Annotated in this window: 18 protein-coding genes; 11 read left to right on the forward strand and 7 right to left on the reverse strand. The window is 66.0% G+C overall.

From position 1 onward, the window contains the following. Nucleotides 1-144: 144 nt before the first annotated feature. Entirely contained in the window at nucleotides 145-351 is a 207-nt protein-coding gene (locus BHK69_RS17685; RefSeq protein WP_069691242.1) for a TOBE domain-containing protein, read from the forward strand. A 31-nt stretch (nucleotides 352-382) separates the two neighbouring features. Here BHK69_RS17685 and BHK69_RS17690 read toward each other — a convergent pair whose 3' ends face one another. The 5 genes from BHK69_RS17690 to BHK69_RS17710 form a co-directional block, all read right to left on the reverse strand. Next, nucleotides 383-1,687 carry a TRAP transporter large permease gene (locus tag BHK69_RS17690; protein ID WP_069691243.1) on the reverse strand — a complete coding sequence of 435 codons (1,305 nt, stop codon included), beginning with the start codon at nucleotides 1,685-1,687 and terminating at the stop codon, nucleotides 383-385. A gap of 64 nt (nucleotides 1,688-1,751) precedes the next feature. Next, on the reverse strand, nucleotides 1,752-2,360 hold the full coding sequence (locus BHK69_RS17695; RefSeq protein WP_069691244.1) for a TRAP transporter small permease subunit: 609 nt from the start codon (nucleotides 2,358-2,360) through the stop codon (nucleotides 1,752-1,754). After that, the gene (locus BHK69_RS17700) at nucleotides 2,357-3,361 is read right to left on the reverse strand and encodes a TRAP transporter substrate-binding protein (RefSeq protein WP_083269511.1); all 1,005 of its coding nucleotides are present in this window, start codon (nucleotides 3,359-3,361) and stop codon (nucleotides 2,357-2,359) included. The genes BHK69_RS17695 and BHK69_RS17700 overlap by 4 nt, the downstream gene beginning before the upstream one ends. 82 nt (nucleotides 3,362-3,443) lie before the next feature. Then, a complete protein-coding gene (locus tag BHK69_RS17705; protein ID WP_069691245.1) occupies nucleotides 3,444-5,072 on the reverse strand; it encodes a hydantoinase B/oxoprolinase family protein in 1,629 nt (542 codons plus the stop codon). A gap of 11 nt (nucleotides 5,073-5,083) precedes the next feature. Beyond that, nucleotides 5,084-7,198 carry a hydantoinase/oxoprolinase family protein gene (locus BHK69_RS17710; RefSeq protein ID WP_069691246.1) on the reverse strand — a complete coding sequence of 705 codons (2,115 nt, stop codon included), beginning with the start codon at nucleotides 7,196-7,198 and terminating at the stop codon, nucleotides 5,084-5,086. Between the two features lie 217 nt (nucleotides 7,199-7,415). On the opposite strand from BHK69_RS17710, the gene BHK69_RS17715 reads away from it, so the two are divergent. From BHK69_RS17715 to BHK69_RS17725, 3 genes are all read left to right on the forward strand, one after another. Continuing rightward, a complete protein-coding gene (locus BHK69_RS17715; protein WP_148663474.1) occupies nucleotides 7,416-8,909 on the forward strand; it encodes an amidase in 1,494 nt (497 codons plus the stop codon). 101 nt (nucleotides 8,910-9,010) lie between these two features. Continuing rightward, nucleotides 9,011-10,591: an ABC transporter substrate-binding protein gene (locus tag BHK69_RS17720; protein ID WP_069691248.1), complete on the forward strand. Its 1,581-nt coding sequence runs from the start codon at nucleotides 9,011-9,013 to the stop codon at nucleotides 10,589-10,591. A gap of 526 nt (nucleotides 10,592-11,117) precedes the next feature. Beyond that, nucleotides 11,118-12,704 (forward strand): ABC transporter substrate-binding protein, encoded by a 1,587-nt coding sequence (locus BHK69_RS17725; protein WP_069691249.1) that lies wholly within the window; start codon nucleotides 11,118-11,120, stop codon nucleotides 12,702-12,704. A gap of 90 nt (nucleotides 12,705-12,794) precedes the next feature. On the opposite strand, the gene BHK69_RS17730 is transcribed toward BHK69_RS17725, so the two are convergent. Then, entirely contained in the window at nucleotides 12,795-14,402 is a 1,608-nt protein-coding gene (locus BHK69_RS17730) for a gamma-glutamyltransferase (RefSeq protein WP_069691250.1), read from the reverse strand. A gap of 138 nt (nucleotides 14,403-14,540) precedes the next feature. Here BHK69_RS17730 and BHK69_RS17735 point away from each other — a divergent pair, with 138 nt between their 5' ends. Continuing rightward, a complete protein-coding gene (locus BHK69_RS17735; protein WP_069691251.1) occupies nucleotides 14,541-16,043 on the forward strand; it encodes an aminotransferase-like domain-containing protein in 1,503 nt (500 codons plus the stop codon). Nucleotides 16,044-16,058: 15 nt separating this feature from the next. Here the strand turns inward: BHK69_RS17735 and aptA are convergent, their stop codons facing one another. Continuing rightward, a complete protein-coding gene (aptA, locus tag BHK69_RS17740; protein ID WP_069691252.1) occupies nucleotides 16,059-17,384 on the reverse strand; it encodes an omega-aminotransferase AptA in 1,326 nt (441 codons plus the stop codon). A 183-nt stretch (nucleotides 17,385-17,567) separates the two neighbouring features. On the opposite strand from aptA, the gene BHK69_RS17745 reads away from it, so the two are divergent. From BHK69_RS17745 to BHK69_RS17770, 6 genes are all read left to right on the forward strand, one after another. Beyond that, nucleotides 17,568-18,317 (forward strand): SDR family NAD(P)-dependent oxidoreductase, encoded by a 750-nt coding sequence (locus BHK69_RS17745; RefSeq protein WP_069691253.1) that lies wholly within the window; start codon nucleotides 17,568-17,570, stop codon nucleotides 18,315-18,317. Further along, nucleotides 18,317-19,468, forward strand: coding sequence for a TIGR03364 family FAD-dependent oxidoreductase (locus tag BHK69_RS17750; RefSeq protein ID WP_069691254.1), 1,152 nt, complete (start codon nucleotides 18,317-18,319; stop codon nucleotides 19,466-19,468). Before BHK69_RS17745 ends, BHK69_RS17750 begins: the two co-directional genes overlap by 1 nt. Before the next feature lie 7 nt (nucleotides 19,469-19,475). After that, entirely contained in the window at nucleotides 19,476-20,261 is a 786-nt protein-coding gene (gene phnX, locus BHK69_RS17755; RefSeq protein ID WP_069693759.1) for a phosphonoacetaldehyde hydrolase, read from the forward strand. Nucleotides 20,262-20,275: 14 nt separating this feature from the next. Continuing rightward, entirely contained in the window at nucleotides 20,276-21,796 is a 1,521-nt protein-coding gene (locus BHK69_RS17760; RefSeq protein ID WP_069691255.1) for an alkaline phosphatase family protein, read from the forward strand. Between the two features lie 203 nt (nucleotides 21,797-21,999). Continuing rightward, on the forward strand, nucleotides 22,000-23,130 hold the full coding sequence (locus BHK69_RS17765; protein WP_069691256.1) for an extracellular solute-binding protein: 1,131 nt from the start codon (nucleotides 22,000-22,002) through the stop codon (nucleotides 23,128-23,130). A gap of 150 nt (nucleotides 23,131-23,280) precedes the next feature. Further along, the gene (locus BHK69_RS17770; protein ID WP_069691257.1) at nucleotides 23,281-24,378 is read left to right on the forward strand and encodes an ABC transporter ATP-binding protein; all 1,098 of its coding nucleotides are present in this window, start codon (nucleotides 23,281-23,283) and stop codon (nucleotides 24,376-24,378) included. The last annotated feature ends 3 nt before the right edge of the window (nucleotides 24,379-24,381 follow it).

The raw sequence follows: 24,381 nt of genomic DNA on the forward strand, positions 1-24,381 counted from the left end.
AGCGTTCACCCTCGTCGCGTTTGCTTTCGTTCTGTTTGATTGAATATAACGGCTGCCGCAACAGGTCGAGCCCAACATTGCCGTGAGCTCGGCATGCCACCCTATTCCAAGGCCATGCGGCCCGTTCGTTTCAGGAGAAAACCCGTGAAGATCAGCGCCCGCAACCAGCTCAAAGGCACCATCGTCGAGATCACCAAGGGCGCGACGACCGCCCATGTCCGGCTCGATGTCGGCGGCACGATCGTGACATCGGCCATCACCAACGCAGCGGTGGAGGAGCTCAAGCTTGCTGTCGGGCAGCAGGCCTATGCCGTGGTCAAGGCGTCCGACGTGATGATCGCGATCGACTGAAGCCAGTAACCGCTCGGCCGGGCGGGAGTTTTTACCCGGCCAGAACTTTCGGCAGCCACAGCACGATCTCGGGATAGATCGTCAAGAGCAGGGTGAACAGGATCAGGATGACCAGATAGGGGAAGGTTACCTTGGCGATGTAGCCGAGGCCGTCCCCGGTCAGGCCCTGGATCACAAACAGGTTGAACCCGACCGGCGGCGTGATCTGCGCCATCTCCACCACCAGCACCATGAAGACGCCGAACCAGATCGGATCGAACCCCGCCTGCTTCACGATCGGCAGCACGATCGGCAGCGTCATCACGATCATCGAGAAGCCGTCGAGGAAGCAGCCGAGCACGATATAGAAGGCGATCAGCGCGACGATCAGCATGAAGGGCGTGAGATTCAGCCCCTTGACGAAGGCGGCGACCGCCTGGGGAATGCCGAGGAAGGCGGCGGCATTGCCCAGGATCGAGGCGCCCAGCACGATCAGCGCGATCATCGAGCAGGTGATCACCGAGCCGATCAGGATGCCCTTGATCGCCTCGAAATTCAGCGAGCCCTGGAAGGCGGTGACGAGCGCCGCACCGAGCACACCGACGGCGGCGGCCTCGGACGGTGTCGCGATGCCGCCATACATCGAGCCGAGCACGCACAGGATCAGGAACAGCGCCGGGGCCAGATCGCGCAGGGCGGAAAAGCGCTCGCGCCAGCTCAGATTGCGCAGATCGTTCTCGGCCTGGGGCACGAGGTCGCCACGCAGCGTGGTGTGGATCATCACCCAGGCCATAAAGGTGCCGGCGAGCAGGAAGCCCGGGATGAAGCCGGCGGTGAACAGCTTCAGGATCGAAACGTCGCCGAGCACGCCATAGATGATCATGATGTTGGAGGGCGGGATCAGGAAGCCGAGCGTGCCGGCTCCCGCCAGCGAGCCGATGGCGATGTCCTTCGAGTAGCCGCGCTTGAGCAATTCGGTGAGCGCGATACGCCCGACGACCTGGGTGGTCGCAGCCGAGGAGCCCGAGATTGCAGCGAAGATGGTGCAGCCGAAAATGTTCACATGCAGCAGGCGCCCGGGCAGCAAGCCGGCCCAGGGCGCCAGCCCCTTGAACAGCGAGCGCGACAGATGGGTGCGGAACAGCAATTCGCCCATCAGGATGAAGAGCGGCAGCGCCAGCAATTCCTGCGTGGTCAGGATGTTCCAGGCATATTGCGGCAGGAGCCGGTCGAGCGGCATCGAGCGGAACAGGAAGAGCAGCACCGTTCCGGTCAGCGCGAGCGTCAGACCGATCCACAACCCGCAGGCCAGCAGGCTGAACAGGATCGCGAACATGACGATGACTTCGATGGACATGGGCGTAATCCCGACCGGCGCACCGGTCTGCGAGTAGGGGAAGGGCGCTGTGGAGAGGCGATGCTCAGTCCGCGGGGGACGCGGCCTTCATCGAGTGGTCTTCCAGCGGCAGGCCAAGGGCTGCCTGGATGACGCGCGCGAGATATTGCAGGGTCAAAAGCAGCATGCCGAAGGTCACCACGGCCTGGGGAAACCAGACCGGCGTGTCGCTCGAGACCGAGGTCTGGCCTCGGCTGAACGAGCCCCAGGAGAAGCGCACCATCGCGTAGGTCAGGAAGCTCATGAAGGCGAAGCCGAGCAGCGCCGCCAGGACCTCCAGCGGTCGCCGCAGGGCCGGTGGCGCCTTGCCGATCAGCAGGGTGACGCGGACATGGCCTCCCGCGCGCAGCGTCATGGCGGCCCCGAAGGTGAAAGAGGCCGCCATCAGATAGGAGGAATACTCCCACGCGACCGGGATGGAGGCGGGGAAGAAGGGCAGGAAGTTCGACAGGAAGCGGGTGCCGATCTCGCACAGCATGAGCAATGTCAGCGCCAGCAGGCAGCCGCCGCCGATCCAGCCGTCGAGGCGGCTGAGCCGGTCGATTCCGTCGAGCACGGCGCGCAGGGCCGCCGGAACGGCGACCGCTTGCGGTTCGGCAAACCTTGGCGGTTCGGAGGGGGAGGCGTTGGTCACGAGCCGCGCTTCATCTCGGTGAGATAGGCCTTCACCGGCTTGTCGGCGGCGGGAACGCGCTTGAGGAAGGCGTCGAGCAGCGGCGCGGTCTTGGCGCGCAGATCGGCCATCATCGGCGCCGGCACCGGCACGATCTCCATGCCGCCCTCGGTCAGTCGCTTCAGGCTGTCGGTATCGGCCTTGACCGAGGCCGCCCAGAAATCGGGCTCGAGCTTGGCGGCGATCTCTTCCATCGCCTTGCGTTCTTCGGGCTTCAGCTTCTTCCAGCTGTCGAGATTGATCGTGACCATCTCGGACGACCAGACATGGTTGGTCGGCAGCAGGTATTTCAGGAACTCCCAGAACTTGCCGTCGACGCCCGACACCGCCGAGGTCGAGACGCCCGCGACCACGCCCGAGGCCAGCGCCGGCACAGTCTCGCCCCAGGGGATCAGGACCGGCGACATGCCCACCGCGTTGAGCATGTCGACGGCGTTCTTGTCGGGCACGCGGATCTTGATGCTCTTCAGCATCTCGACCGTGGTCGCCTTGGCCTTGAGCTGCAGATACTGCGTCGGCCAGGGCACGATGAAGAGGATCTTCTGGTTGTTGCGCTCGGCGATCTTGTCATATTCGGGCCGCACATATTTGTGCAGGATCTTGAGCTCCTCGGGCGTGCCGACGAGGAAGGGCACGCTTTCCACGCCCATGAACGGTTCGTCGCCGACCTGCTGGATGTTGAGGATATCGGCCATCGGCACGATGCCGTCGCGCACGGCGCGCAGATGCTCAGGCCCCTTGAAACCGAGCTGGCCACCGGCCTTGACCAGAATATCGACGCTGCCATTCGTCGCCTTCTTCACCTCCTCGGCGTAGCGCATGGCGTTTTGCGTGTGGAAATTGCTTTCGGGCCAGACGGTCGAGAGGTCGAGCTTGGTTTGCGCGGCAGCAGGCTGGGCCAGCATGCCGAGCAATCCCATTCCCAGCAGAAACGCGCGCCGCGCGATGCGATGGTCCGCCATGATCCGTAAGCCCTTCCGATGAAGTCGTTTGTCGATGATTGAAAGCAAATCCCCGGCCAAGAGGGGCCGGGGTGACGGCTGGTCAGCTTGCGCTGACCAACTCTTCCTCGATGTCGCGGCGCAGCAGGGCCGGGTCGCGTTCGGCCGGGTCGCCGATGCCGGCGCCGCCCGGCGTCAGGACGACCAGCCGGTCGCCGGCCGGAATTTCCTGAAAGCCCTTGCCCCTGAGCTTCTTGCCGGATTTGAGCCCGACATAGCCGGCGGCTCCGTTTCCGCCGCCATCGCGTCCGCGCGGCGGATGGTCGATCCGGTCGAAGGCCGCCAGGATCTCGAAGGAGGCGTCGACCCCGCTCTCGATCTCGATGATCTGGCCGTGGCCGCCGCGCGTGCGGCCATTGCCGCCGCTGTCGGGGCGCAGCTCCTTCTTCCAGAAGATCAGGGGCGTCTGCGTCTCGGCGATCTCGACCGGCGTGCCGCGCACGCCGCTGGGATAGGCGGTGGCCGAGAGCCCGTCCTTGTCGAAGCGCGCGCCGGTGCCGCCATTGCTAGTGACAGCCATGGCGAAACCGTAATTGCCTTGCGCGCCGGCATGCGTCCGGCCGCGCACGTTCAGATTCCACAGGCAGGAGGTGCCCTCGGCCGGCACGCGCTCCGGGATGACCTGGCGCAGGCAGCCGAAGACGACGTCGGGCAGCATCTGGCCGATGACATGGCGCGAGGACACGGCTGCCGGTTTGGGTGCGTTCAGGATCGAGCCCGATGGCGCGGAAACGGTCAGCGGGCCCAGTGAGCCGGCATTGTTGGGGATTTGGGCGGCGACGACGCAGCCCAACCCGAAGACGGTATAAGCGGTGGTATAGGAATGCGGCACGTTGATGCCGCGCTGCGCCTGCGGCGAGGTGCCAGTGAAATCGACATGGATGCCGTCATCCGAGATGGTCAGCTTGGCGGCGAGCGTGACCGGTACGTCATAGCCGTCGACGACCATCTCGTTGCGCCAGGTGCCTTTCGGCAGCTTGACGATCTCGGCCAGCACGGCTTCGCGTGAGCGCGCGCAGATATGGTCGGCGAGTTCGTCGAGCGTCTCGATGCCGAACTCGTCCATCATTTCGACCAGGCGTTTCGCGCCCATGTCGTTGCAGGCGGCGAGCGAATAGGTGTCGCCTTCGGTATCGACGGGCTGGCGCGTATTGGCGCGGATGATCGCCATGACGTTCTGGTCGACCTTGCCGGCATCGATCAGTTTCAGCATCGGCAGATAGAGCCCCTCCATGAAGACGTCGGTGGCGTCGGGCCCGAAGCCGATGCCGCCGATATCCATCAGATGGCTGGTGCAGGAAAACAGCGCGACCGGCTTGCCGTTTCTGAAGGCGGGCGTCGTCACGACGAAGTCGTTGAGATGGCCGGTACCCATCCAGGGATCGTTGGTGATGTAGGCGTCGCCTTCCTTCATCGTCTCGATCGGGAAATGGCGGATGAAGTGCTTCACCGATTCCGCCATGGAGTTGACGTGGCCCGGCGTGCCGGTGACGCCCTGGGCCAGCATCCGGCCCTGCAGGTCGAAGACGCCGGCGGAGATGTCGCCGCATTCGCGCACGATCGGCGAAAACGCGGTGCGCATCAGGATCTGGCCCTGTTCCTCCACCACCGCGATCAGGCGGTTCCACATGATCTGGAGATCGATCAGGCTGATCTTGTCGGTCTGACTCATCTGATCTCTCCTCACGCGGCTTCGCGGTCCAGAATCTGGCGGTCGAGAATTTTGCGGTCCATCACGATGCAGCCGATGGCGTCGATATGCGCGTCGAAGCTCATCGACACGAAGGTCGAGGTCTCGTCCTCGGCGATGATGGCGGGGCCGGCGATCGAAGCGCCCGGCATCATCGCCTCGCGCCGGTAGAGCGGGATCATGATGCTGGCGCCGGCCTTGCCGTCATGGAAGGAGCGGCTGCCGGAAGCCTCCGGCGCTGCCGAACTCGCGACACGCGGCGCCACTTCGGGCTTCGGAGGCTGCGTCGTGACCAGAACCGACCAGCTCAGGATCTCGATCGCGGCTCCGGGAATGGGCCGCGCGAACAGGGCGGCGTAATCGGCCTCGAAAGCGCTCCGCAGCGGGGGAATATCCTGCTCGCCCAGCACGCCGGAGGGCAAGGTCACGGTGATCTCATGGCCCTGGCCGACATAGCGCATGAAGGCGACGCGGCGCGCGATCACGGGTTCGCCGCGCGCACCGGGCTCGACCAAGGCGCGTGCTTCCAGCTCCATCTCCGAGAGAAGATCCGAGACCAGCGCCCCGTCAAAGGCGTCGAGCCTGACATGGCGGCTCCTGACCAGTTCATAGGAGACCGGCGCGGCGAGGAAGCCGACAGCCGAGCCGACACCGGCATTGGGCGGCACGATGACGCGCTTGACGCCGATCTTCTCGGCCACGCGCGCGGCATGCAGCGGGGCCGCCCCGCCGAAGGCGATCAGCGTGTGATCGCCGACGACCGCGCCGCGCTCGACCGCATGCACGCGGGCCGCGCTCGCCATGTTCTCGCAGACCATTTCATGCACGGCATAGGCGGCAGTTTCGGCATCGAGCCCGAGCGGCTCGCCGATATCGGCCAGGAGCGCCTTGCGCGACAAGTCCGGGTCGAGCGGGATGGTGCCGCCGGCGAAGGAGGCTGGGTCGATCATACCGAGCACGACATCGGCGTCGGTGACGGCAGGATGCGTGCCGCCGCGTCCATAGCAGGCGGGACCGGGCTCGGAGGAGGCGCTTTCGGGCCCGACCGTGACGCGCTTCAACGCATCGATCCGCGCGATCGAGCCGCCACCGGCGCCGATCTCGACCATCTCGATCACCGGAATGCGCACGGGAAGCCCCGAGCCCTTGAGGAAGCGGGCAGCGCGGTCGACCTCGAAGATGCGCGAGGATTGCGGCTCGAATTTCTCGATCAGGCAGATCTTTGCCGTGGTGCCGCCCATGTCGAAGGAGAGCACCTTGCTCTCGCCGAGCTGGGCTGCGGTCAGCGCGGCGAATATCGCCCCGCCGGCGGGCCCGGATTCGACGAGGCGCACCGGGAAGCGCTGCGCAGTCTCGATCGAGGTCAGGCCGCCGCCCGAGGTCACCAGGTAGATCGCGCCACGGAACTGCTCCTGCGCCAGCCCCTCGGCCATGCGGGCGAGGTAGCCCGCCATCAGCGGCTGGACATAGGCGTTGGCGATGGCCGTCGAGGTGCGTTCATATTCACGCACCTCCGGGCAGACCTCGCTGGAGAGCGTGATGCCGAGCTCCGGCATCGCAGCTTTCAGCAGCGCGCCGGTGCGGCGCTCATGCTCGGCATTGGCATAGGAATGCAGGAAGGCGATGGCGACGCTCTCGACACCGGCCGCCTTGAGTTTCGGCACGAGCGCGGCGATCGCCGCCTCATCCAGCGGCAGGCGGACCTTGCCGTGCACATCGACGCGCTCGGGTAGCGTGAAGCGCAGGGCGCGCTGCACCAGTGGGCGCGGCTTCTCGATCGAGAGATCATACTGGTCGTAGCGGCTTTCCGTGCCGATCTCGATGATGTCGCGAAAGCCCTCGGTCGCGATCAGGGCGGTTTTCGCGCCGCGGCGCTCGATGATGGCGTTGGTCGCCAGGGTGGTGCCATGGACGAAGACATCGATGTCGGACATGTGCATCCGCGCATCCGAGAGAATCAACCGCATGCCGTCGAGCACGCCTTCCTCCGGCCGCGACGGCGTCGTCAGGACCTTGCGCGTCATCCGCCCGGCTTCGGTCTCCAGCACCACATCCGTGAAGGTGCCGCCGATATCGACCGCGAGTCTGACGTGCTGGTTCGGTGCCATATCGATGTGTCTCCGTCGGATCGCCAGCGGTCAGCGTCTGATCCGCAGCAGGCACTATGCAAGAAGCGGGGGCAAGAGCATGCGCGGTATGCATGGGGCATCTAACGTCAGGGGCGACATGCTGGAGATTCGCAGGTCATAGTTGCAGACCCGAGGCATCGCTATCCGAGGCATGGCTCTTGCCTGCGTGGCCCGTCGTCGACGAGAGGTCCTTCCCTTGACTGAACCCTGTGAACTCAGCGCCGTAGAGGCTCGCGCCTTGATCGGAACCAAGAAGCTGTCGGCGAGCGAATTGCTCGAAAGCTGTATCGCCCGCATCGATGCGGTCGACCCGGCCGTCAACGCGATGGTGGCGCGTGACGACGAGCGGGCGCGCAAGGCGGCAAAGCTCGCCGATGAGGCGACGATGCGCGGCGACCGGCTCGGCGCGCTGCACGGGCTGCCGCTCGGCGTGAAGGATCTCGAGAACGTCGCCGGCCTGCGCACCACCTATGGCAGTCCGCTCTTTGCGGATCATGTGCCGACCGAAGACCAGTTGATCGTCGCCAACACCCGCAAGGCCGGTGCGATCGTTCTGGGCAAGACCAACACGCCGGAATGGGGCGCCGGCGCCAACACCCGCAACGCTGTCTATGGCGCGACCGGCAACCCCTTCGACCCCTCCAAATGCGCCGCCGGCTCCTCGGGTGGCTCGGGCGTCGCGCTGGCGACGAACATGGTGCCGATCGCGACCGGCTCCGACACTGGCGGCTCGCTGCGCAACCCGGCCGCCTATAACGGCATCGTCGGCTTCAGGCCCTCGCCGGGGCTGGTGCCGAGCGAGAAGCGGCCGCTGGGCTGGAATCCGTTGAGCGTGCTTGGGCCGATGGCGCGCACCGTGCCCGATCTGTGCCTGCTGCTCTCGACCATGGTCTCGGATGACGCCGCGGATCCGCTGGCCACGACGATCCATGGCAGGACAGTGCGCCGTCCTGAGGATTTCGCCAGGCCGGGAACGATCGATCTCGCCTCGCTCAAGGTGGCGCTGACGCCGGATTTCGGCTTCGCACCGACCGAGCGCCATATCCGCGAGGTCTTCGCCGAGAAGACCGGCGCTTTCAGCCATCTCTTCGCACAGGTCGAGGCGGCGACGCCCGATTGCACCGGCGCCGACGAGACCTTCGAGGTGCTGCGCTCGGTCGCGTTCCTTGCCGGCATGTATGAGCGCGTCCGCGACACGCCCGAACTCGTCGGCCCCAATGTCCGCGCCAATGTCGAGGAGGGGCTGCGCTACAGCGCGCTCGACGTCACCCGTGCCCTGAAGCAGCAGACCGTGCTCTACAAGAACTGGCAGGGCTTCTTCGAGGATTACGACGTCATCCTCTCGCCGGCCGTCACCTTGAGCCCGCGGCCCTGGTCGGAGCTCTACCCGGCCGAGATCGACGGCACACCGACCCGGACCTATTTCCACTGGCTCGCCATGGCCTATGCCGTCACCAATGTCGGCCATCCCGCGATTTCGCTGCCGGTCGGGCTCGACCGCAACGGCATGCCGTTCGGCCTGCAGATCGTCGGCCCGCGCGGCGGCGACGCCAAGGTGCTGGCCGTGGCGGCCGCGCTCGAGGCGGCCCTGGCGGGCGATACGCTGACGGCGCGCCCGGTGCCCGACATCGCCAAACTGACGGCCGCGCCGAAGCTGAGCGACAGCCCGGGCTTCCTGGGCTTCGATTAAGCTTCGGGCTTCGATTGAGGTTATTGGGCTTCGATTAAGCAAAGCCGGTATATGCCGGCGCAAATCCACAAAGCTGCAAAATCATAATGAGGGGTACAGTAATGAAGCGTCGTACATTCCTGAAAGGCGCGACCGCCCTGGCACTGGCCGGGCCGGCCATGACAGGGCGCGCCTTCGCGCAGGCCGGGACAACTTTGAAGTTCGCGCCGCAGGCCAATCTGACCGCTCTCGATCCGATCTGGACGACGGCGACCGTGACCAATAATCACGGCTACTACGTTTACGACACGCTCTATAGCCACGACCTCGACACGAAGCCGCAGCCGCAAATGGCTGAGGGGCATGAGATTTCGGCCGACGGCAAGGTCTGGAAGATCAAGCTGCGCGAAGGCCTCGTCTTCCATGACGGCGCGCCGGTGAAACCGGCCGACTGCATCCAGAGCCTGAAGCGCTGGGCACAGCGCGACTCTTACGCCCAGCTCCTGGCCAAGGTGGTCGAGAGCATGACGGCGCTGGACGAGCGCAGCTTCGAGATCAAGCTGACGCGGCCTTTCCCGATGATGCTCGACCTGCTCGCCAAGGCGGACTCGCCCCTCTTCATCATGCCCGAGCGCCTGGCCGTGACCGATGCGAACAAGCAGGTCACCGAAATGGTCGGCTCCGGTCCTTATCGCTTCGTGCCGGGCGAATTCGTCTCGGGCAGCAAGGTCGTCTACGAGAAGTTCGAGGCCTATAAGCCCCGTAGCGAGCCGCCGAGCCGCGGCGCCGGCGGCAAGATCGCGAATTTCAAGCGGATCGAATGGCAGATCCTGCCCGACCCTGCGACAGCGGCGAACGCGCTGATCAAGGGCGAGATCGACTGGTGGGAGCGCCCGCTCTCCGATCTCCAGCCGATGCTGGCGAAGGTCCCGGAGGTCATCCGCGAGGTGACGGACGAGGCCGGGCGCGGTGCGATCATGCGCATGAACCACCTTCAGCCGCCCTTCAACAATCCCAAGGTGCGCGCTGCCGTGCGCATGGCGGTGAACCAGGAAGACTATATGCGCGCCGCCCAGGGCGACGACAGCTCGCTCTGGCAGACCTCGCGCAATCTCTGGTGGCGCGGCACGCCCTATTACGACGGCGAGCATGAGGACCTGATGCCGCAGAGCCTCGACAAGGCCAAGGCGGCGCTGAAGGAGTCCGGCTATAACGGCGAGAAGGTCGTCATCATCAACCCGACCGATTTCCCCGATATCGGGCCGCTCGGCGACGTCACCGCCGAACTGCTCAAGCAGCTCGGCATGAATGTCGAGTTCGTGGCAAGCGATTGGGGCACGGTGATCCAGCGCCGCAACAGCCGCGAGCCGGTCGAGAAGGGCGGCTGGAGCATCTTCCACACCACGGGCTCGACCATGGCCTGGGCCAGCCCGGCGCAATCCTTCCTGGTGCGCGGGCAGGGGGCGAAGGGCTGGTTCGGCTGGTATGACAGCGCCAAGGCCGAGGCGCTGGCGGAAGAGTGGCTCTACGCCCCCGACGAAGCCGCGCAGAAGAAGGCCGCCGCCCAGCTCGGCCGCCTCGCGCTCGAGGAGACCGCGACGGTCCCGCTCGGCAGGTTCATGATCCGGACGGCCTATCGCAAGAACCTGACCGGCATGCTGAAAGGCTCGGCGCCTTACCCCTGGGGCCTGAAGCGCGCCTGATCTGTGCGGAAGAGCTAGCGTCGTCCCGGGCGGTCGCTAGCTAGCCGTCCGAGACGATCGAGATTTTGGGCTCGGGGCTCCAAGCCCCGAGCCTTCACTGTTTGGACGCCATCGCCGCCGGCCAGGGCGAGATCCCGTCGCTGCAGCCCTCCGCTCCGTCCTTGTCGACGCGGATGATGTCGCGGCTGGTCGGGTGCGACCGCAACGTCCCGCCTTTTGGCCTGGAGATCGTCGGCCCGCGCGGCGGCGCGCCAAAATGCTTGCTGTCGTTGCGGCACTCGAGTCACTCTCGGCCGGCGATCCATGGGCCGTGCTCCTCACACCTGACATCGCCAGATTGAAGGCGGCGCCGAAGCTCAAGGACAGCCCGAACGTCCTCGGCTTCGACTGGAGCGATTTCGAGCGAAGTGGACACCGGTTCGCTCGAAATCGCTCCAGGTTCTGGATTCCGAACTCAGGCCTACGGCCAGCTCCGGAATGACGTAGTGTTTTCATCGAAGGCCAACCATAAAAGGGGAGAGACCATATGAAGCGCCGTCAGTTCCTGCAGGGCACGGCAGCCGCCGCCCTGTTCACTCCAACGCTGGCCCGCGAGGCCCTGGCTCAATCGTCGAGCCCGACCGTGCTCAAGATGGCGCCGCAGGCGAACCTCACCTCGCTCGATCCGATCTGGACGACCGCAACCGTCACCAATAATCACGCCTACTACGTCTACGACACGCTTTATGGCGGCGATCTCGACCTGAAGCCGCAGCCGCAAATGGCCGAGGGGCACGAGATCTCGGCCGACGGCAAGGTCTGGAAGATCAAGCTGCGCGAGGGCCTTGCCTTCCATGACGGCCAGCCGGTCCGGCCCGCAGACTGCATCGAGAGCCTGAAGCGCTGGGGCCAGCGCGATCCTTACGGCCAGTTGCTGCTCAAGGCGGTCGAGGCCTGGGGCGCGCCGGATGAGCGCACCCTGGAGATCAAGCTGACCCGGCCCTTCCCGATGATGCTCGATTGCCTGGCCAAGGCCGACAATGCACCCTTCATCATGCCGGAACGCCTGGCCAAGACCGACGCGACCAAGCAGGTCACCGAGATGGTCGGGTCGGGCCCCTACAAGTTCGTCGCCAGCGAGTATGTCTCCGGCAGCCGCGTCGTCTATGAGAAGAACGAGGCCTACAAGCCGCGAACTGAGCCGCCAAGCCGCAATGCCGGTGGCAAGATCGCGCATTTCAAGCGGATCGAATGGCCGATCCTGCCCGATCCGGCGACCGCTGCCTCAGCGCTGACCAAGGGCGAGATCGACTGGTGGGAGCGTCCGCTCGCCGATCTTCAGCCCCTGCTCGCGAAAAGCCCCGACATCACCCGTGAGGTCATCGACAAGAACGGCCGCGGCTCGATCATGCGGCTGAACCATCTCCAGCCGCCCTTCAACAATCCCAAGGTGCGCGCCGCCGTGCGCATGGCGGTGAACCAGGAAGACTATATGCGCGCCAGCCAGGGCGACGACACCACTGTCTGGCAGGTCTGCCGGAACCTGTGGTGGCGCGGCACGCCCTATTACACCGGCGAGCTTGAGGACCTGATGCCGCAGAGCCTGGAAAAGGCCAAGGCGGCGCTGAAGGAGTCCGGCTATAACGGCGAGAAGGTTGTCATCATCAACCCGACCGACTTCCCCGATATCGGCCCGCTCGGCGACGTCACCTACGAGTTGCTCAAGTCGCTCGGCATGAATGTCGAGTTCGCGGCGAGCGACTGGGGCACCGTGATCCAGCGCCGCAATAGCCGCGAGCCGGTCGAGAAGGGCGGCTGGAGCATCTTCCACACCACCGGAGCGGCGGTCGGCTGGGGGAATCCGGCCCTGTCAAATCTCGTTCGCGGTCCTGGCGAGAAGGGCTGGTTCGGCTGGTGGACCAATGCCAAGGCCGAGGAACTGGCCGAGGAATGGCTCTACGCGCCGGACCAAGCCAAGCAGAAGCAGATCGCGGTCACGCTCGGCCGGCTGGCGCTGGAGGAATGCGCCACCATCCCGCTCGGCCAGTTCGTCATCAAGACAGCCTATCGCAAGAACCTGACCGGCATGCTTCCGGGCTCGGCGCCATACCCCTGGGGGCTGAAGCGCGTCTGATCGGCGCGGAGGCGCCTGCACCATCCCGGGCAACTTGCTGTCGTCCGGGATGGTCAGAGTCTTGGGTCTCGGGGCTCCGAGATCCTGTCCTCAGTGTTTCGCCGCCACGGCCGCCGACCAGGGCGAGATCACGTCGCTGCAGCCTTCCGCGCCGTCCTTGTCGACGCGGATGATGTTGGGGCAGGCGAAGTTGATCGGCAGCACGCCATGCTCCACCACTGCGAGCGGACCGGCGGCCTCCAGCGCCGCCAGCGTCTCGTCGGGCAGGCGGTAATCGGCGCTGGTTGAGTCGGGGCCGGAGACGTCGATGCGCGGGGTATGGGCGGCATCAGTGATCTCCATGCCGCAATCCAGCGTCCAGGCCAGCATCTGGTAGACGCTGGCGAGAATCCGCCGACCGCCCGAGGAGCCCGCCGCCAGGCGCGGCCAGCTGCCATCCTTCGGCGTCACGATGACCGGGCACATGTTGCAGAGCGGCCTGGCCCCAGGCGCGATCGCATTGGCGCTGCCGGGGCGCGGGTCGAACCACATCATGCCGTTGTTCATCAGCACGCCGGTGCCGGGCAGCACGACGCGGCTGCCCATCGAGGAGAGCAGCGTCGTCGTCACCGAAACGAGATTGCCCTCGCCGTCGACGACGGTGAGATGCGTCGTGCAGGTGTCGCCGGGTTCGGTCGCGGCCTTCGCCGCCCCCAGCCCTTCGAGCCGGCTCGCATAGGCCTGGCGCATCACTCGTGACAACGTCGCGAACCAGTTGGCATCGGGGCCCTCGGAAGAGGGCGCGCTGTCCGCCATGCCCTCGACCACGGCTGCGAGCGTCGGCGCGGCGGTCAGCCCGCCGGCGGTGTGCAGGAGATGCGTGCCGCGCCAGGCGATCACCGGGGCCTCGCGCAGGACCGCCTTGCAATTGGCGAGGTCCTCCGCATCGACCACGCCGCCCAGCGCCTTGATATCGGCGGCGAGCCGGGTCGCCAGTTCGCCATGGTAGAAATCATCCAACCCCGCCTCGGCCAGGCGCTCCAGCGTCGATGCGAGATTGCCGAGCCGGAAGAAGCCCGGCATGCCCTGATAGGGCGGCACCGGCGGCAGGCCGCCGGGCAGATAGATGCGCGCGCTCTCCTCATAGAGCCGCAGCACCGAGGCCGAGGAGGAGACCTTGAGCGTGGTGTACCAGTCCTGCGCGAGGCCGCGCTTGGCCAGCGCGATCGCCGGCGCCAGCAGATCCGCGACCGGCAGGGCAGTACCGAAAGCCTCCTTCAGCTTGGCGTAGCCCGCGACCGAGGAGGGGATGCAGAAGGAGAGCGGCCCGTGAATGTTCACGTCGCCCACCACCTCCGGCCAGGTGAAGAGGTCCTTCTTCATCGCGCCGGTCAGGGGGTAGTCGGCCGGGTCGGCGCGGCGCGGTGCGACGGGGCCGAAATCGACGACCTGCGCCCGCGTCTCGTTGGCCTTCAGTACCAGCGCGAAGCCGATGCCGCCGAGCCCGCTGTTCCAGGGCTCCACCGCTGCGAGTGCAAAGCAGGCCGCTACCGCCGCATCGGCCGCATTGCCGCCAGCCTCCAGGATCGCGACGCCGGCCTTGGCCGCCTCGCGGTTCTGCGACACGACGATGCCGTGGCCGCCTTTCGCCGTCGGCTTGGTCAGGGTCCAGTTCTGGGTGCGGTAAGGCTGCGTGCGGGTCGATACAGGCGTGGACATCGGCGTCTCTCTGGTTTGGCGTGCCGGCATAGTGGCACGCCGGCAAAGCCAGCGTCGAATGCGTCCTGCGCAGATGGGCGGCATGTTTCGTGCTTGGCGGCAGGGTCTTAGCGACGGGACCGATTTAGCCAGTGAGCCATGCTGCAATTTGTCCTGACGAGCCCGCTTGATCCGCAGAAGGGGCTGCAGAGCCAGATCCAGGAGCGGCTCGTCGCTGCGATCCTGGCGGGCGGCCTGCCGTTGCACGAGCCCTTGCCGGCCTCCCGTATTCTCGCCCGGACACTCGACGTCTCGCGCAACACGATCACACTGGTCTATGAGCGGCTGGCCGAGGACGGTTACCTCAAGGCGGTCAATCGGCGCGGCTATTTCGTCAACGACCGTTATCTGCGCGAGCAGCTCAATGTGCCCGTCGACGAGCATGCGGGCAGGGCGCTGCTCCGCTCTGACGAGCCGGTGGATTTCGCCCGCCGCCTACGCCGCCCGCTCGTCGAACAGGCCAATATCGTCAAGCCGGCGAACTGGCGCGAATTTCCCTACCCTTTCGTCTACGGCCAGCTCAGCCCGGACAAGATCTCGCTCAGCCGCTGGCGTGACTGTGTCAGGCTCGCAGGCACAGTCCGCCACAGCCATGACTGGATGGGCGACCTGATCGACAATGACGATCCGATCCTGATCGAGCAGATCACGCGCCGCATGCTGCCGCAGCGCGGCTTCAGGGCCGATCCCGGCAGCATCCTCGTCACGGTCGGGGCGCAGAACGCGCTGTTCCTCATCGCCATGCTGCTCTGCGGGCCGGGAACGCGCGTCGCGATCGAGGAGCCGGGCTATGTCGATGCCCGCAACATGTTCCTGGCGCTGGGCGCAACGCTCGAGCCGCATCCGGTCGATGCCAACGGCATGCGCATCAGCGAGGCGCTGGCCGGCGCCGATCTCGTCTATGTCACGCCTGGCCATCAGTCGCCGACCAATGTGACGATGAGCGTGGAGCGCCGTCTGTCGCTGGTCGCGGCGGCCGAGCGGCACGACTTCCTGATCGTCGAGGATGATTACGAGCACGAGCTCAACTTCGTCGGCGCGCAACGCGCCTCGCTGAAGAGCTTCGATCGGTCAGGCCGGGTGCTGCATGTCGGCAGCCTGTCGAAGCCGCTTTTCCCCGGCCTGCGGCTCGGCTTCATCGTCGCCGCGCCGGCTTTGATCCGCGAATTGCGGGCGCTGCGGCGCTTGATGTATCGCCACCCCTCGGCGCTCGACCAGCGCGCCATGGCGCTGTTCCTGGCCGAGGGCCATTACGACGCGCATATCCGCCGCCAGCGCAAGGAGCTCGCCGCCAGATGGGGGCTGATGCTGCGCGAGATCGACCGGCAATTGCCCGGCTGCGACGTCACCATGACGACAGGCGGCTCGGGCCTCTGGCTGACGCTGCCGCGCGGCGTCAGGGCGCAGGATCTCCAGCAGCGCGCTGCGCAGCTTGGCGTGCTGATCGAGGCCGGCGACGTGCATTATCTGAGCGAGAACCGGCCGGGAAACCGCATCCGCATGGGTTATGGCGCAATCGCGCAGGACAGGATCGCGCCGGGGATTGCGCTGCTGGCAAAAGCGCTGGGCAGGTTGGTGGATGATGTCGGGAAGCAAGCCTGAGCTTGCCGCTGCCCCTCAAGCCGCCATCAGTTCGCCGCGCCCCAGCACCTTGCGCAGGATGTCGGTCATCGCGCCGATCTCGTCCTCGGTCGTGACCAGCGCCGGCGCGAAGATCAGCGCGTCGCCGGTCGCCTTGACATGCAGCCCCTCCTTGAAGAGCAGGCGCTGCACGAGCGAGCCCTTTTCGCCGGGCGTCTTGCCGGGCGTGAGCTGGATGCCCGAGATCATGCCGTAGCCGCGCAGGTCGTGGACCTGGGCCAGGTTACGCAAGCTGAAGACGGCGTCGAGGAAGGCATCGGACATCGCCTGGCCACGCGCGAACAGGCCGTCATCGCGGTAGATGTTCAGCGAGGCGAGCGCGGCCGCGCAGGCCACGGGATGGGCGGAATAGGTGTAGCCATGCATCAGTTCGGGCCGGTCGGCCTTGATCGAATCGATCACGGCCTGCTGGATCTCGGTCTTGACCGCGACCGCGCTCATCGGGATCGCGCCATTGGTCAGCGCCTTGGCCATGGTCAGCACGTCGGGCGTCACGCCGAACTCCTGCGAGGCGAAGGCGGCGCCGGTCCGGCCGAAGCCGGTGATGACCTCGTCGAAGACCAGCAGGATGCCATGCTTGTCGGCGATAGCGCGCAGGCGCTGGAGATAGCCTTTGGGCGGTACGATGGTGCCGATCGAGCCGGCGATCGGCTCGACGAAGACGGCCGCGATCGTCTCGCCGCCATAGGTCTTGCAGAGCTCTTCGAGATCGTCGGCGAGCCAGGCGCCGTCATCGGGCTGGCCGCGGGTAAAACGCTGCTCGTCGCTCCAGGTGTGGCGCATATGGACGACATCGCAGGTCACGCTGGAGAATTCGCGGCGGTTGCCGACCATGCCGGCAAGCGAGGTGCCGCCGAGATTGACGCCGTGATAGCCCCAGGCGCGCGAGACGAAGCGCGTGCGCTGGGCCTCGCCCTTGGCACGGTGATAGGCAAGGCAGATCTTCATCGCGGTGTCGACGGCTTCCGAGCCCGAGGAGCCGAAGAAGACCCGGTCGAGGCCCTTCGGCAGGATACCGGAGAGCCGCTCCGCCAACTCGAAGGAGATCGGCGCGGCGCGCTGGAAATGCGGGGAATAGTCGAGCTCCAGCAATTGCGCGTGCACCGCCTCGGCGATTTCGCGCCGGCCATGGCCGGCGGCACAGCAGAACAGCCCCGACGCGCCGTCGAGGATCTCGCGGCCCTCCGGCGTCCAGTAGCGCACGCCCGAGGCCTTGGCGAAGAGCTGCGGCTCGGCATGGAACAGCTTGTTGTTGGTGAAAGGGAGCCAGTGATGGTCCATGTTGAGGGGCTGCTGGTCCATGGCCGTCTCCTGAATGCCTTCGCCTCTGGGTCGTGCTGCTTTAGTCGCGCGGGCCGGGCTGATCGTAGAGCCACGCGTGACATTCGTTAGGTCCAGCGCCGAAGGCGCGAGGTCATCGCCTTGTCACGGGGGGCGTTCCTCCTGCAAAGCTGCGTGAGTTCTGAAAGGCGCACGAGGACGGCGATGGCCAAGACGATTCTGATTTCGGGTGCGACGGCAGGCTTCGGCGCAGCAACCGCGCGCCGCTTCGTTCAGGCCGGCTGGCACGTCATCGGCACGGGCCGGCGCGCTGAACGGCTAGACGCGCTGAAAGCCGAACTCGGTGAGGCCTTCCATGGCGCCGCCTTCGACATCACCGACGAGGCGGCGATGCTGGTGGCGCTCGCGGCCCTGCCCGAAGGTTTCAAGGGCATCGACGTGCTGGTCAACAATGCCGGCCTTGCGCTCGGCACCAAGCCGGCGCCGCAATCCGCGCTCTCCGACTGGACGACGATGATCGGCACCAATGTCACCGGTCTCGTGACGCTGACGCATCACCTGCTGCCGGGGCTGGTCGAGCGCAAGGGCGCGATCGTCAACATCGCCTCGGTCGCGGCGAACTGGCCCTATTCCGGCGGCAACGTCTATGGCGCCACGAAAGCCTTCGTGCAGCAGTTCTCGCTCGGGCTGCGCTCCGACCTGCACGGCAAGGGCGTGCGCGTGACCTCGATCGAGCCCGGCCTGTGCGAGAGCGAGTTCACACTGGTGCGCAATGGCGGTGACCAGAAAGCCTATGACGCGCTCTATGGCGGAGCCAATGCATTGCAGCCGCACGATATCGCCGAGACGATCTTCTGGGTCGCGACGCAGCCGGCCCATGTCAACGTCAATAGCCTCGAGATCATGCCGGTGAGCCAGTCCTTCGCCGGCTTCCAGGTTCATCGGGAGGCGTGATGGCGACCTTCGATCTCGCCATCGTCGGCGCCGGCATCGTCGGGCTCGGCCATGCCTTGGCAGCCGCCAGGCGCGGCAAGCGGGTCGTCGTGATCGATCGCGATGCGCAGGCCAATGGCGCCTCGGTGCGCAATTTCGGCTTCGTCACGGTGACGGGGCAGGGCGCCGGCGATTGCTGGAGCCTTGCCCGGCGTGCCCGCGACGTCTGGGTCGAGATCGCGGATGCCGCCGGCATCGACATCCTCCAGCGCGGGCTTGTCCTGGCCGGACGCCTGCCGGAATCGGAGGCCGTGATCGAGGCCTTCCTGGCGAGCGAGATGGGGGAGGGCTGCGAACGCCTCGGCGCCGGGCAGGCGCTTTCGCATGTGCCCTGCCTGAGGCCCGAGGCGGCGCGCTTCGCCTTGTACAGCCCCCATGAGGTGCGCGTGGAGTCACGCCAGGCGGTGCCGCTGGTCGCGCGCTTCCTCACGGAGCGCCATGGCGTCGAATTCCGCTGGGGCACGAGCGTCGTCGCGGTCGAGGCCCCGCGCCTGATCACCGCCGATGGCGGCGTCATCGAGGCCGAAGCCGTGATCATCTGCCCCGGCGACGAGTTCACGGCCCTGTTCCCGGAGCGGATCGCGGCCTATGGCGTGACCCGCTGCAAGCTGCAGATGATGCGGGTGCGGCCGGCGACGCCAGTTAGCCTGGGGACTGCGGTCATGTCCGATCTCGGGCTCGGTCGTTATCTCGGCTATGCCGAATTGCCTGAGGCCGAGCCGTTGAAGCGGCGCCTGGACGCCGAGATGGTGGCCCATCGCGAAAACGGCATCCACCTGATCGTGACCCAGTCGGCCGATGGCTCGCTGGTCGTCGGCGACAGCCATCATTATGCCGCGACGCCCGACCCCTTCGGCTCCGACGAGGTCGACCAGCTCATCCTCGACGAGTTCGACGCGGTGCTCGATCTGCCGGGTCGAACCGTGACCGAGCGCTGGATCGGCACCTATGCCTCGGCTTCCGGCCGCTGGCGCTTTACTGACAAGCCGTCCGATTCCGTCCGTATCGTCGTCGTCACCAGCGGCTGCGGTGCCTCGACGGCCTTCGGGATCGGCGAGGAAACCATCGGTGAACTCTATGGGCGGCAAGAACTCTACGGGCAGCACGGGTGATCTCGGCATGAGCAAGTTCAAGGCGGTGGTGTTCGACTGGGCCGGCACCATGATCGATTTCGGCTCCTTTGCGCCGATGGGGGCCTTTGTCGACACCTTCGCCAAATTCGGCGTTGCGGTGACGATCCCCGATGCCCGCAAGCCGATGGGCCTGCCCAAGCGCTTACATATCGCCGCGATGCTGGCGGAGCCGCATATCGCCGAAGGCTGGCGGATCGCGCAGGGCGGGCTGCCCGATGAGGCCACGATCGACGCCGTCTACAAGCTCTTCGTCCCCCTCAATGAGGAGGTGGTGAGCAATTACTGCACGCTCATTCCCGGCGCGCTCGAAACCGCCAATCATATCCGCGCCAAGGGCATGAAGATCGGCTCGACCACGGGCTATACCCGCTCGATCATGCAGCGCGTGCTGCCGCTGGCCGCCGCGCAGGGCTACGCGCCCGACAATCTCGTCTGCGCCGACGATCTGCCGCTGGGACGGCCGACCGCAATCGGGATGTATAAATGCTTCCTCGATCTGATGGTCCATCCCGCCTCGGCCGTGATCAAGGTCGACGATACCGAGCCCGGCATTGCCGAGGGCGTCGAGGCCGGTTGCGTCACGGTCGGGTTGACCCTGTCGGGCAATGAGGCTGGCCTGACGCCGGACGAACTCGCGGCGCTCTCGGCTGCGGAGCGGCAGGCGCTGCATGAACGCGTCGCCGCCAAGCTGATCGCGGCCGGTGCGGACTATGTCATCGGCACCGTCGCCGAATTGCCGGCCCTGATCGACCGGCTGGAGGATGACCGCTGAGAGATGGCGACGGCATGAAGCCCAACCTCCTCCTGATCACCGCCGACCAATGGCGCGGCGACTGCCTCTCGGCCGTCGGCCACCCCTGCGTGCGGACGCCGAATATCGATGCTCTGGCCGCCGAGGGCGTGCTGTTCGCGCGGCATTATGCAGGAGCCGCGCCCTGCTCACCGGCGCGTGCGGCGCTCTATACCGGTCTTTACCAGATGAACCATCGCGTCTGCCGCAATGGCTCGCCCTTGGACGACCGCTTCGACAACCTCGCCCGGCTGGGGCGCAGGGCGGGCTATGACCCGACGCTGTTCGGTTATACCGACGTCTCGCTCGATCCCCGGACCCTGCCGCCGGGCGATCCGCATCTGACGACCTATGAAGGCGTGCTGCCGGGCTTTTCCGTGCGTGAATTGCTGCCCGAGCACGAAAAGCCCTGGCTGTCCTGGCTCCGCTCGCGTGGGCATGAGACGGCGACCGATCGCGGCGTGCATGCGCCGGCAGGGCAGGGAGCCGAGATCGGCAACGCGCCTCCGGCCTATGGCCGGGACGAAACCCAGACCGCTTATCTCACGGATGCCTTCCTGCGCTGGCGTTCCGAGCAGGATGCGCCCTGGTTTGCGCATCTCTCCTTCCTGAGGCCGCATCCGCCCTTCGTCGTGCCGGCGCCCTACAACACGATGTTCGCCGCGCAGGACGGGCCGGATTTCGTCCGTGCGGCCGACCGCGCAACCGAGGCGGCACTCCACCCTTATCTTGCCTTCCAGATCGCGCAGAACACGCAATCCGGCTTCGTTCAAGGCGCGAGCGGACGCGTCCAGGACTGGAGCGCCGAGGAACTCGCGACGCTGCGCGCCACCTATTTCGGCATGATCGCCGAGGTCGACGCCCAGCTCGGCCGGATCTTCACCGCGCTTCGCGGCAATGGCGAATGGCAGAACACCATCATCATCTTCTGCTCCGACCATGGCGAGATGGCCGGCGACCACTGGCTGCTCGGCAAGGGCGGCTTCTTTGAAGGCAGCTACCATATCCCGCTGGTGATCCGCGATCCGGCCCAAGCTGCGCATGCCGGCCGTAGGATCGAGCAGTTCACCTCGGCTGCCGACATCATGCCGACTTTGGCCGAGCGGCTCGATCAAGCGCCCTTGAACCATCAGGACGGGCGCTCGCTGCTGCCGTTCCTGGCGGGGCGGGCGCCTGCTTCCTGGCGTGAGGCGGCCTTCTGGGAGTTCGATTTCCGCGACATCGAAAACGGTGTGGCGGAGCGCCATTTCAGCCTCGGCTCCAACGCCTGCAACCTCTCCGTCATTCGCGACGAGGCCTATAAATACGTCCATTTCGCCGGGTTGCCGCCGCTGCTCTTCGACCTGAAGAGCGACCCGGCCGAAACGCGCGATCTCGCATCCGACCCGGCCCATCTCGCGGTCAGGCTGCATTATGCGGAGAAGCTGCTCGCGCTTAAGGCGCGGCATCTCGACCAGACGCTGGCTTATACGCATCTCTCCAGTCGCGGTCCGCTCACGAAACCCTTCGACGCCTGAGGCTCCGGCGCAGTGTCGCCGAGTTGTTGCAATCGCGCGGCAAGTCCATGGCCGAGGAATCCCATGGCCGGAGAAGCTGGACCCATAGAATTCGACCTGTGGCTCTAATCTTGCTTGGCACTCCCCCATAACAATCCAGGGGCGCGCCGGTTTGAAGCCGGCTTCCGATCAGAAGCAGCGCAACGCAATCACAGGGGATCACGATGTCCAATAAGCCTGGAACCGCCTTCGCCCGCCGTGACGTCCTCAAGCTTGCTGCCATGGCCGGCGTCGCCATGCCGGCCCTCATCAGCCGTGGCGCTCTCGCCTCCTCGGGCGAGATCAACATCATGATGTGGTCGGATTATCTGCCGGAGAGTTTCGTCAAGGGCTTTACCGAGAAGACCGGCATCAAGGTCAACTTCACCGGCATCGGCTCGAATGACGACATCCTCAACAAGATGAAGGCGTCGAACGGGCAGGGTTTCGACATCGTCACCCCGACGGTGAACCGCAGCCCGCTCTGGAAGGATCTCGGCCTGCTGATGCCCTTCGACATGAAGAAGGTCGCGATCGCCAAGGTGAACCCGGCCATGGCGCTGGGCGAGACGCATTGGAACTTCGCCGGCAAGGGCAGCCATTGGCTGCCGCATATCTGGGGCACCGAGGGCGTCTCCTGGCGCACCGACAAGTTCACGCCCGCTGGCACCGCGCCGAGCTATTACGACGTCTGGGACGACGCCAATGCCGGCAAGACGATGGGGCGCGGCCATTCGATGATCCTCGGCCTCGGTCTGGGCATGGAGCGTCGTGGCGAATTGGCGCCGGGCTCGGTCTGGGAGGCCTACAAGACGCCCGAGAAGATGACGGAGGTCTGGACCAAGCTGACCGAGGTTGCGATCAAGAAGAAGAAGAACATCAAGCTGGTCTGGAACGATGCCGACGCCCAGAAGAACGGCCTGCTCAATGAGGGCGTCATCGTCGGCCAGACCTGGGACGGCCCGCCGATCGCGCTCAAGACCGCAGGCGAGCCGGTGATGTATCGCGCGCCGGTCGAGGGTGCGATGGCCTGGGTCGACGGCCTCTCCTTGCCGATCGGCGCCAAGAACATCGATCAGATCTACGCCTTCATCGACGCTTGCTACGATGCCAAGCTCGCTGGCGAGGCGATCAAGACCCATGGCTACAACTCGCCGGTCGTTGGTGCCGACAAGTTCGGTGGCGAGGTCTACGCCAAGAATTTCGCCGACGCCTATCCCGGTGACTCGCTGGCCAAGTTGAACCCCTGGCCGGCCGAGGCGCCCTGGTATGCCTCCAAGCGCTCGGAATTCACCAACAAGTTCATGAGCGCCTGAACCGTCGCCGACACGATTGCCTTTGCAACTGCCGCACCGTCATCCCGGATCTTCGCTTCGCTGCGTCCGGGATGACGGTGCGGCGAAACGGAAGGGGTGTGTCCAGGTAAATGGACGCCAACCTTCGACGATTTCTCATCCAGGACCAGCATGAACACCAGGGACGTCGTCCTCGAACACGTATCGATCCGCTTCGGAAACTACAGGGCCGTCGAGAACGCCCATCTCGCGATCAAGGGCGGCGAATTTTTCTCGTTCCTCGGGCCGTCGGGCTGCGGCAAGACCACCTTGCTGCGCTGCATCTCGGGCTTCGTCCAGCCGAGCGAGGGTCGCGTGCTGATCGGCGGCAAGGATATGAGGAATGTCGGCCCCAACAAGCGGCCGACCGCGTTGATCTTCCAGAATCTCGCGCTTTTTCCCCTGCTCTCGGTCGCCGAGAACATCGCCTTTCCGCTCGAGGTGCGTGGCGTCGGGCGGAAAGACCGCCGCAAGCGCGCCGATGAATTGCTCGAGATGATCGCGCTGCCCGGCACCGGCGACAAGAAGGTGCATGAGCTCTCGGGCGGCCAGCGCCAGCGTGTCGCGATCGCCCGCGCGCTTGCAGCCGAGCCCGACATCCTGTTGCTCGACGAACCGCTCTCGGCGCTCGACCTCAAGCTGCGCCAGCATATGCGCACCGAATTGCGCGCCATCCAGCAGCGCGTCGGCCTGACCTTCATCTACATCACTCATGACCAGGGCGAGGCCCTGACCATGTCGGACCAGGTGGCGGTGATGAATGCCGGTGTGGTCGAGCAGGTCGGCGATCCGCAGACGATCTACAACCGGCCCAAAACCCCTTTCGTTGCGTCATTCGTCGGCGAGACCAATGCGATTCCCGGCGCCGTCATGAGCCAGCAGGGCGCATTGGTGACGCTCGACACTGCGCTCGGCCCGCTGACCGGGCAGTCGGCGGGCGGACGCGACTATCAGGCCGGCGAGCGTTGCACCTTGTTCGTCAGGCCCGAGCAGCTCGCCCTTGCCGATGCGACCCCCGCGACGAATGCGATCGCCGCCAAGCGCGTCAACGAGGAGTTCGAGGGTTCTATCCGCACGCTCTACCTCAGCGCCAACGGGCTCGATCTCAGGCTTTACCGCATGAATGCCGATACCTCCGGGCCGGAGCTCGCAACTGACGGCGCGGCCAGCGTCTGGTTCCGCCCCGAGCATGCGACGGTTCTTCCCGTCGATCCGTCGCGGAGCGGCTGAGGT

The organism is Bosea vaviloviae (assembly GCF_001741865.1).
Lineage (GTDB): Bacteria > Pseudomonadota > Alphaproteobacteria > Rhizobiales > Beijerinckiaceae > Allobosea > Allobosea vaviloviae.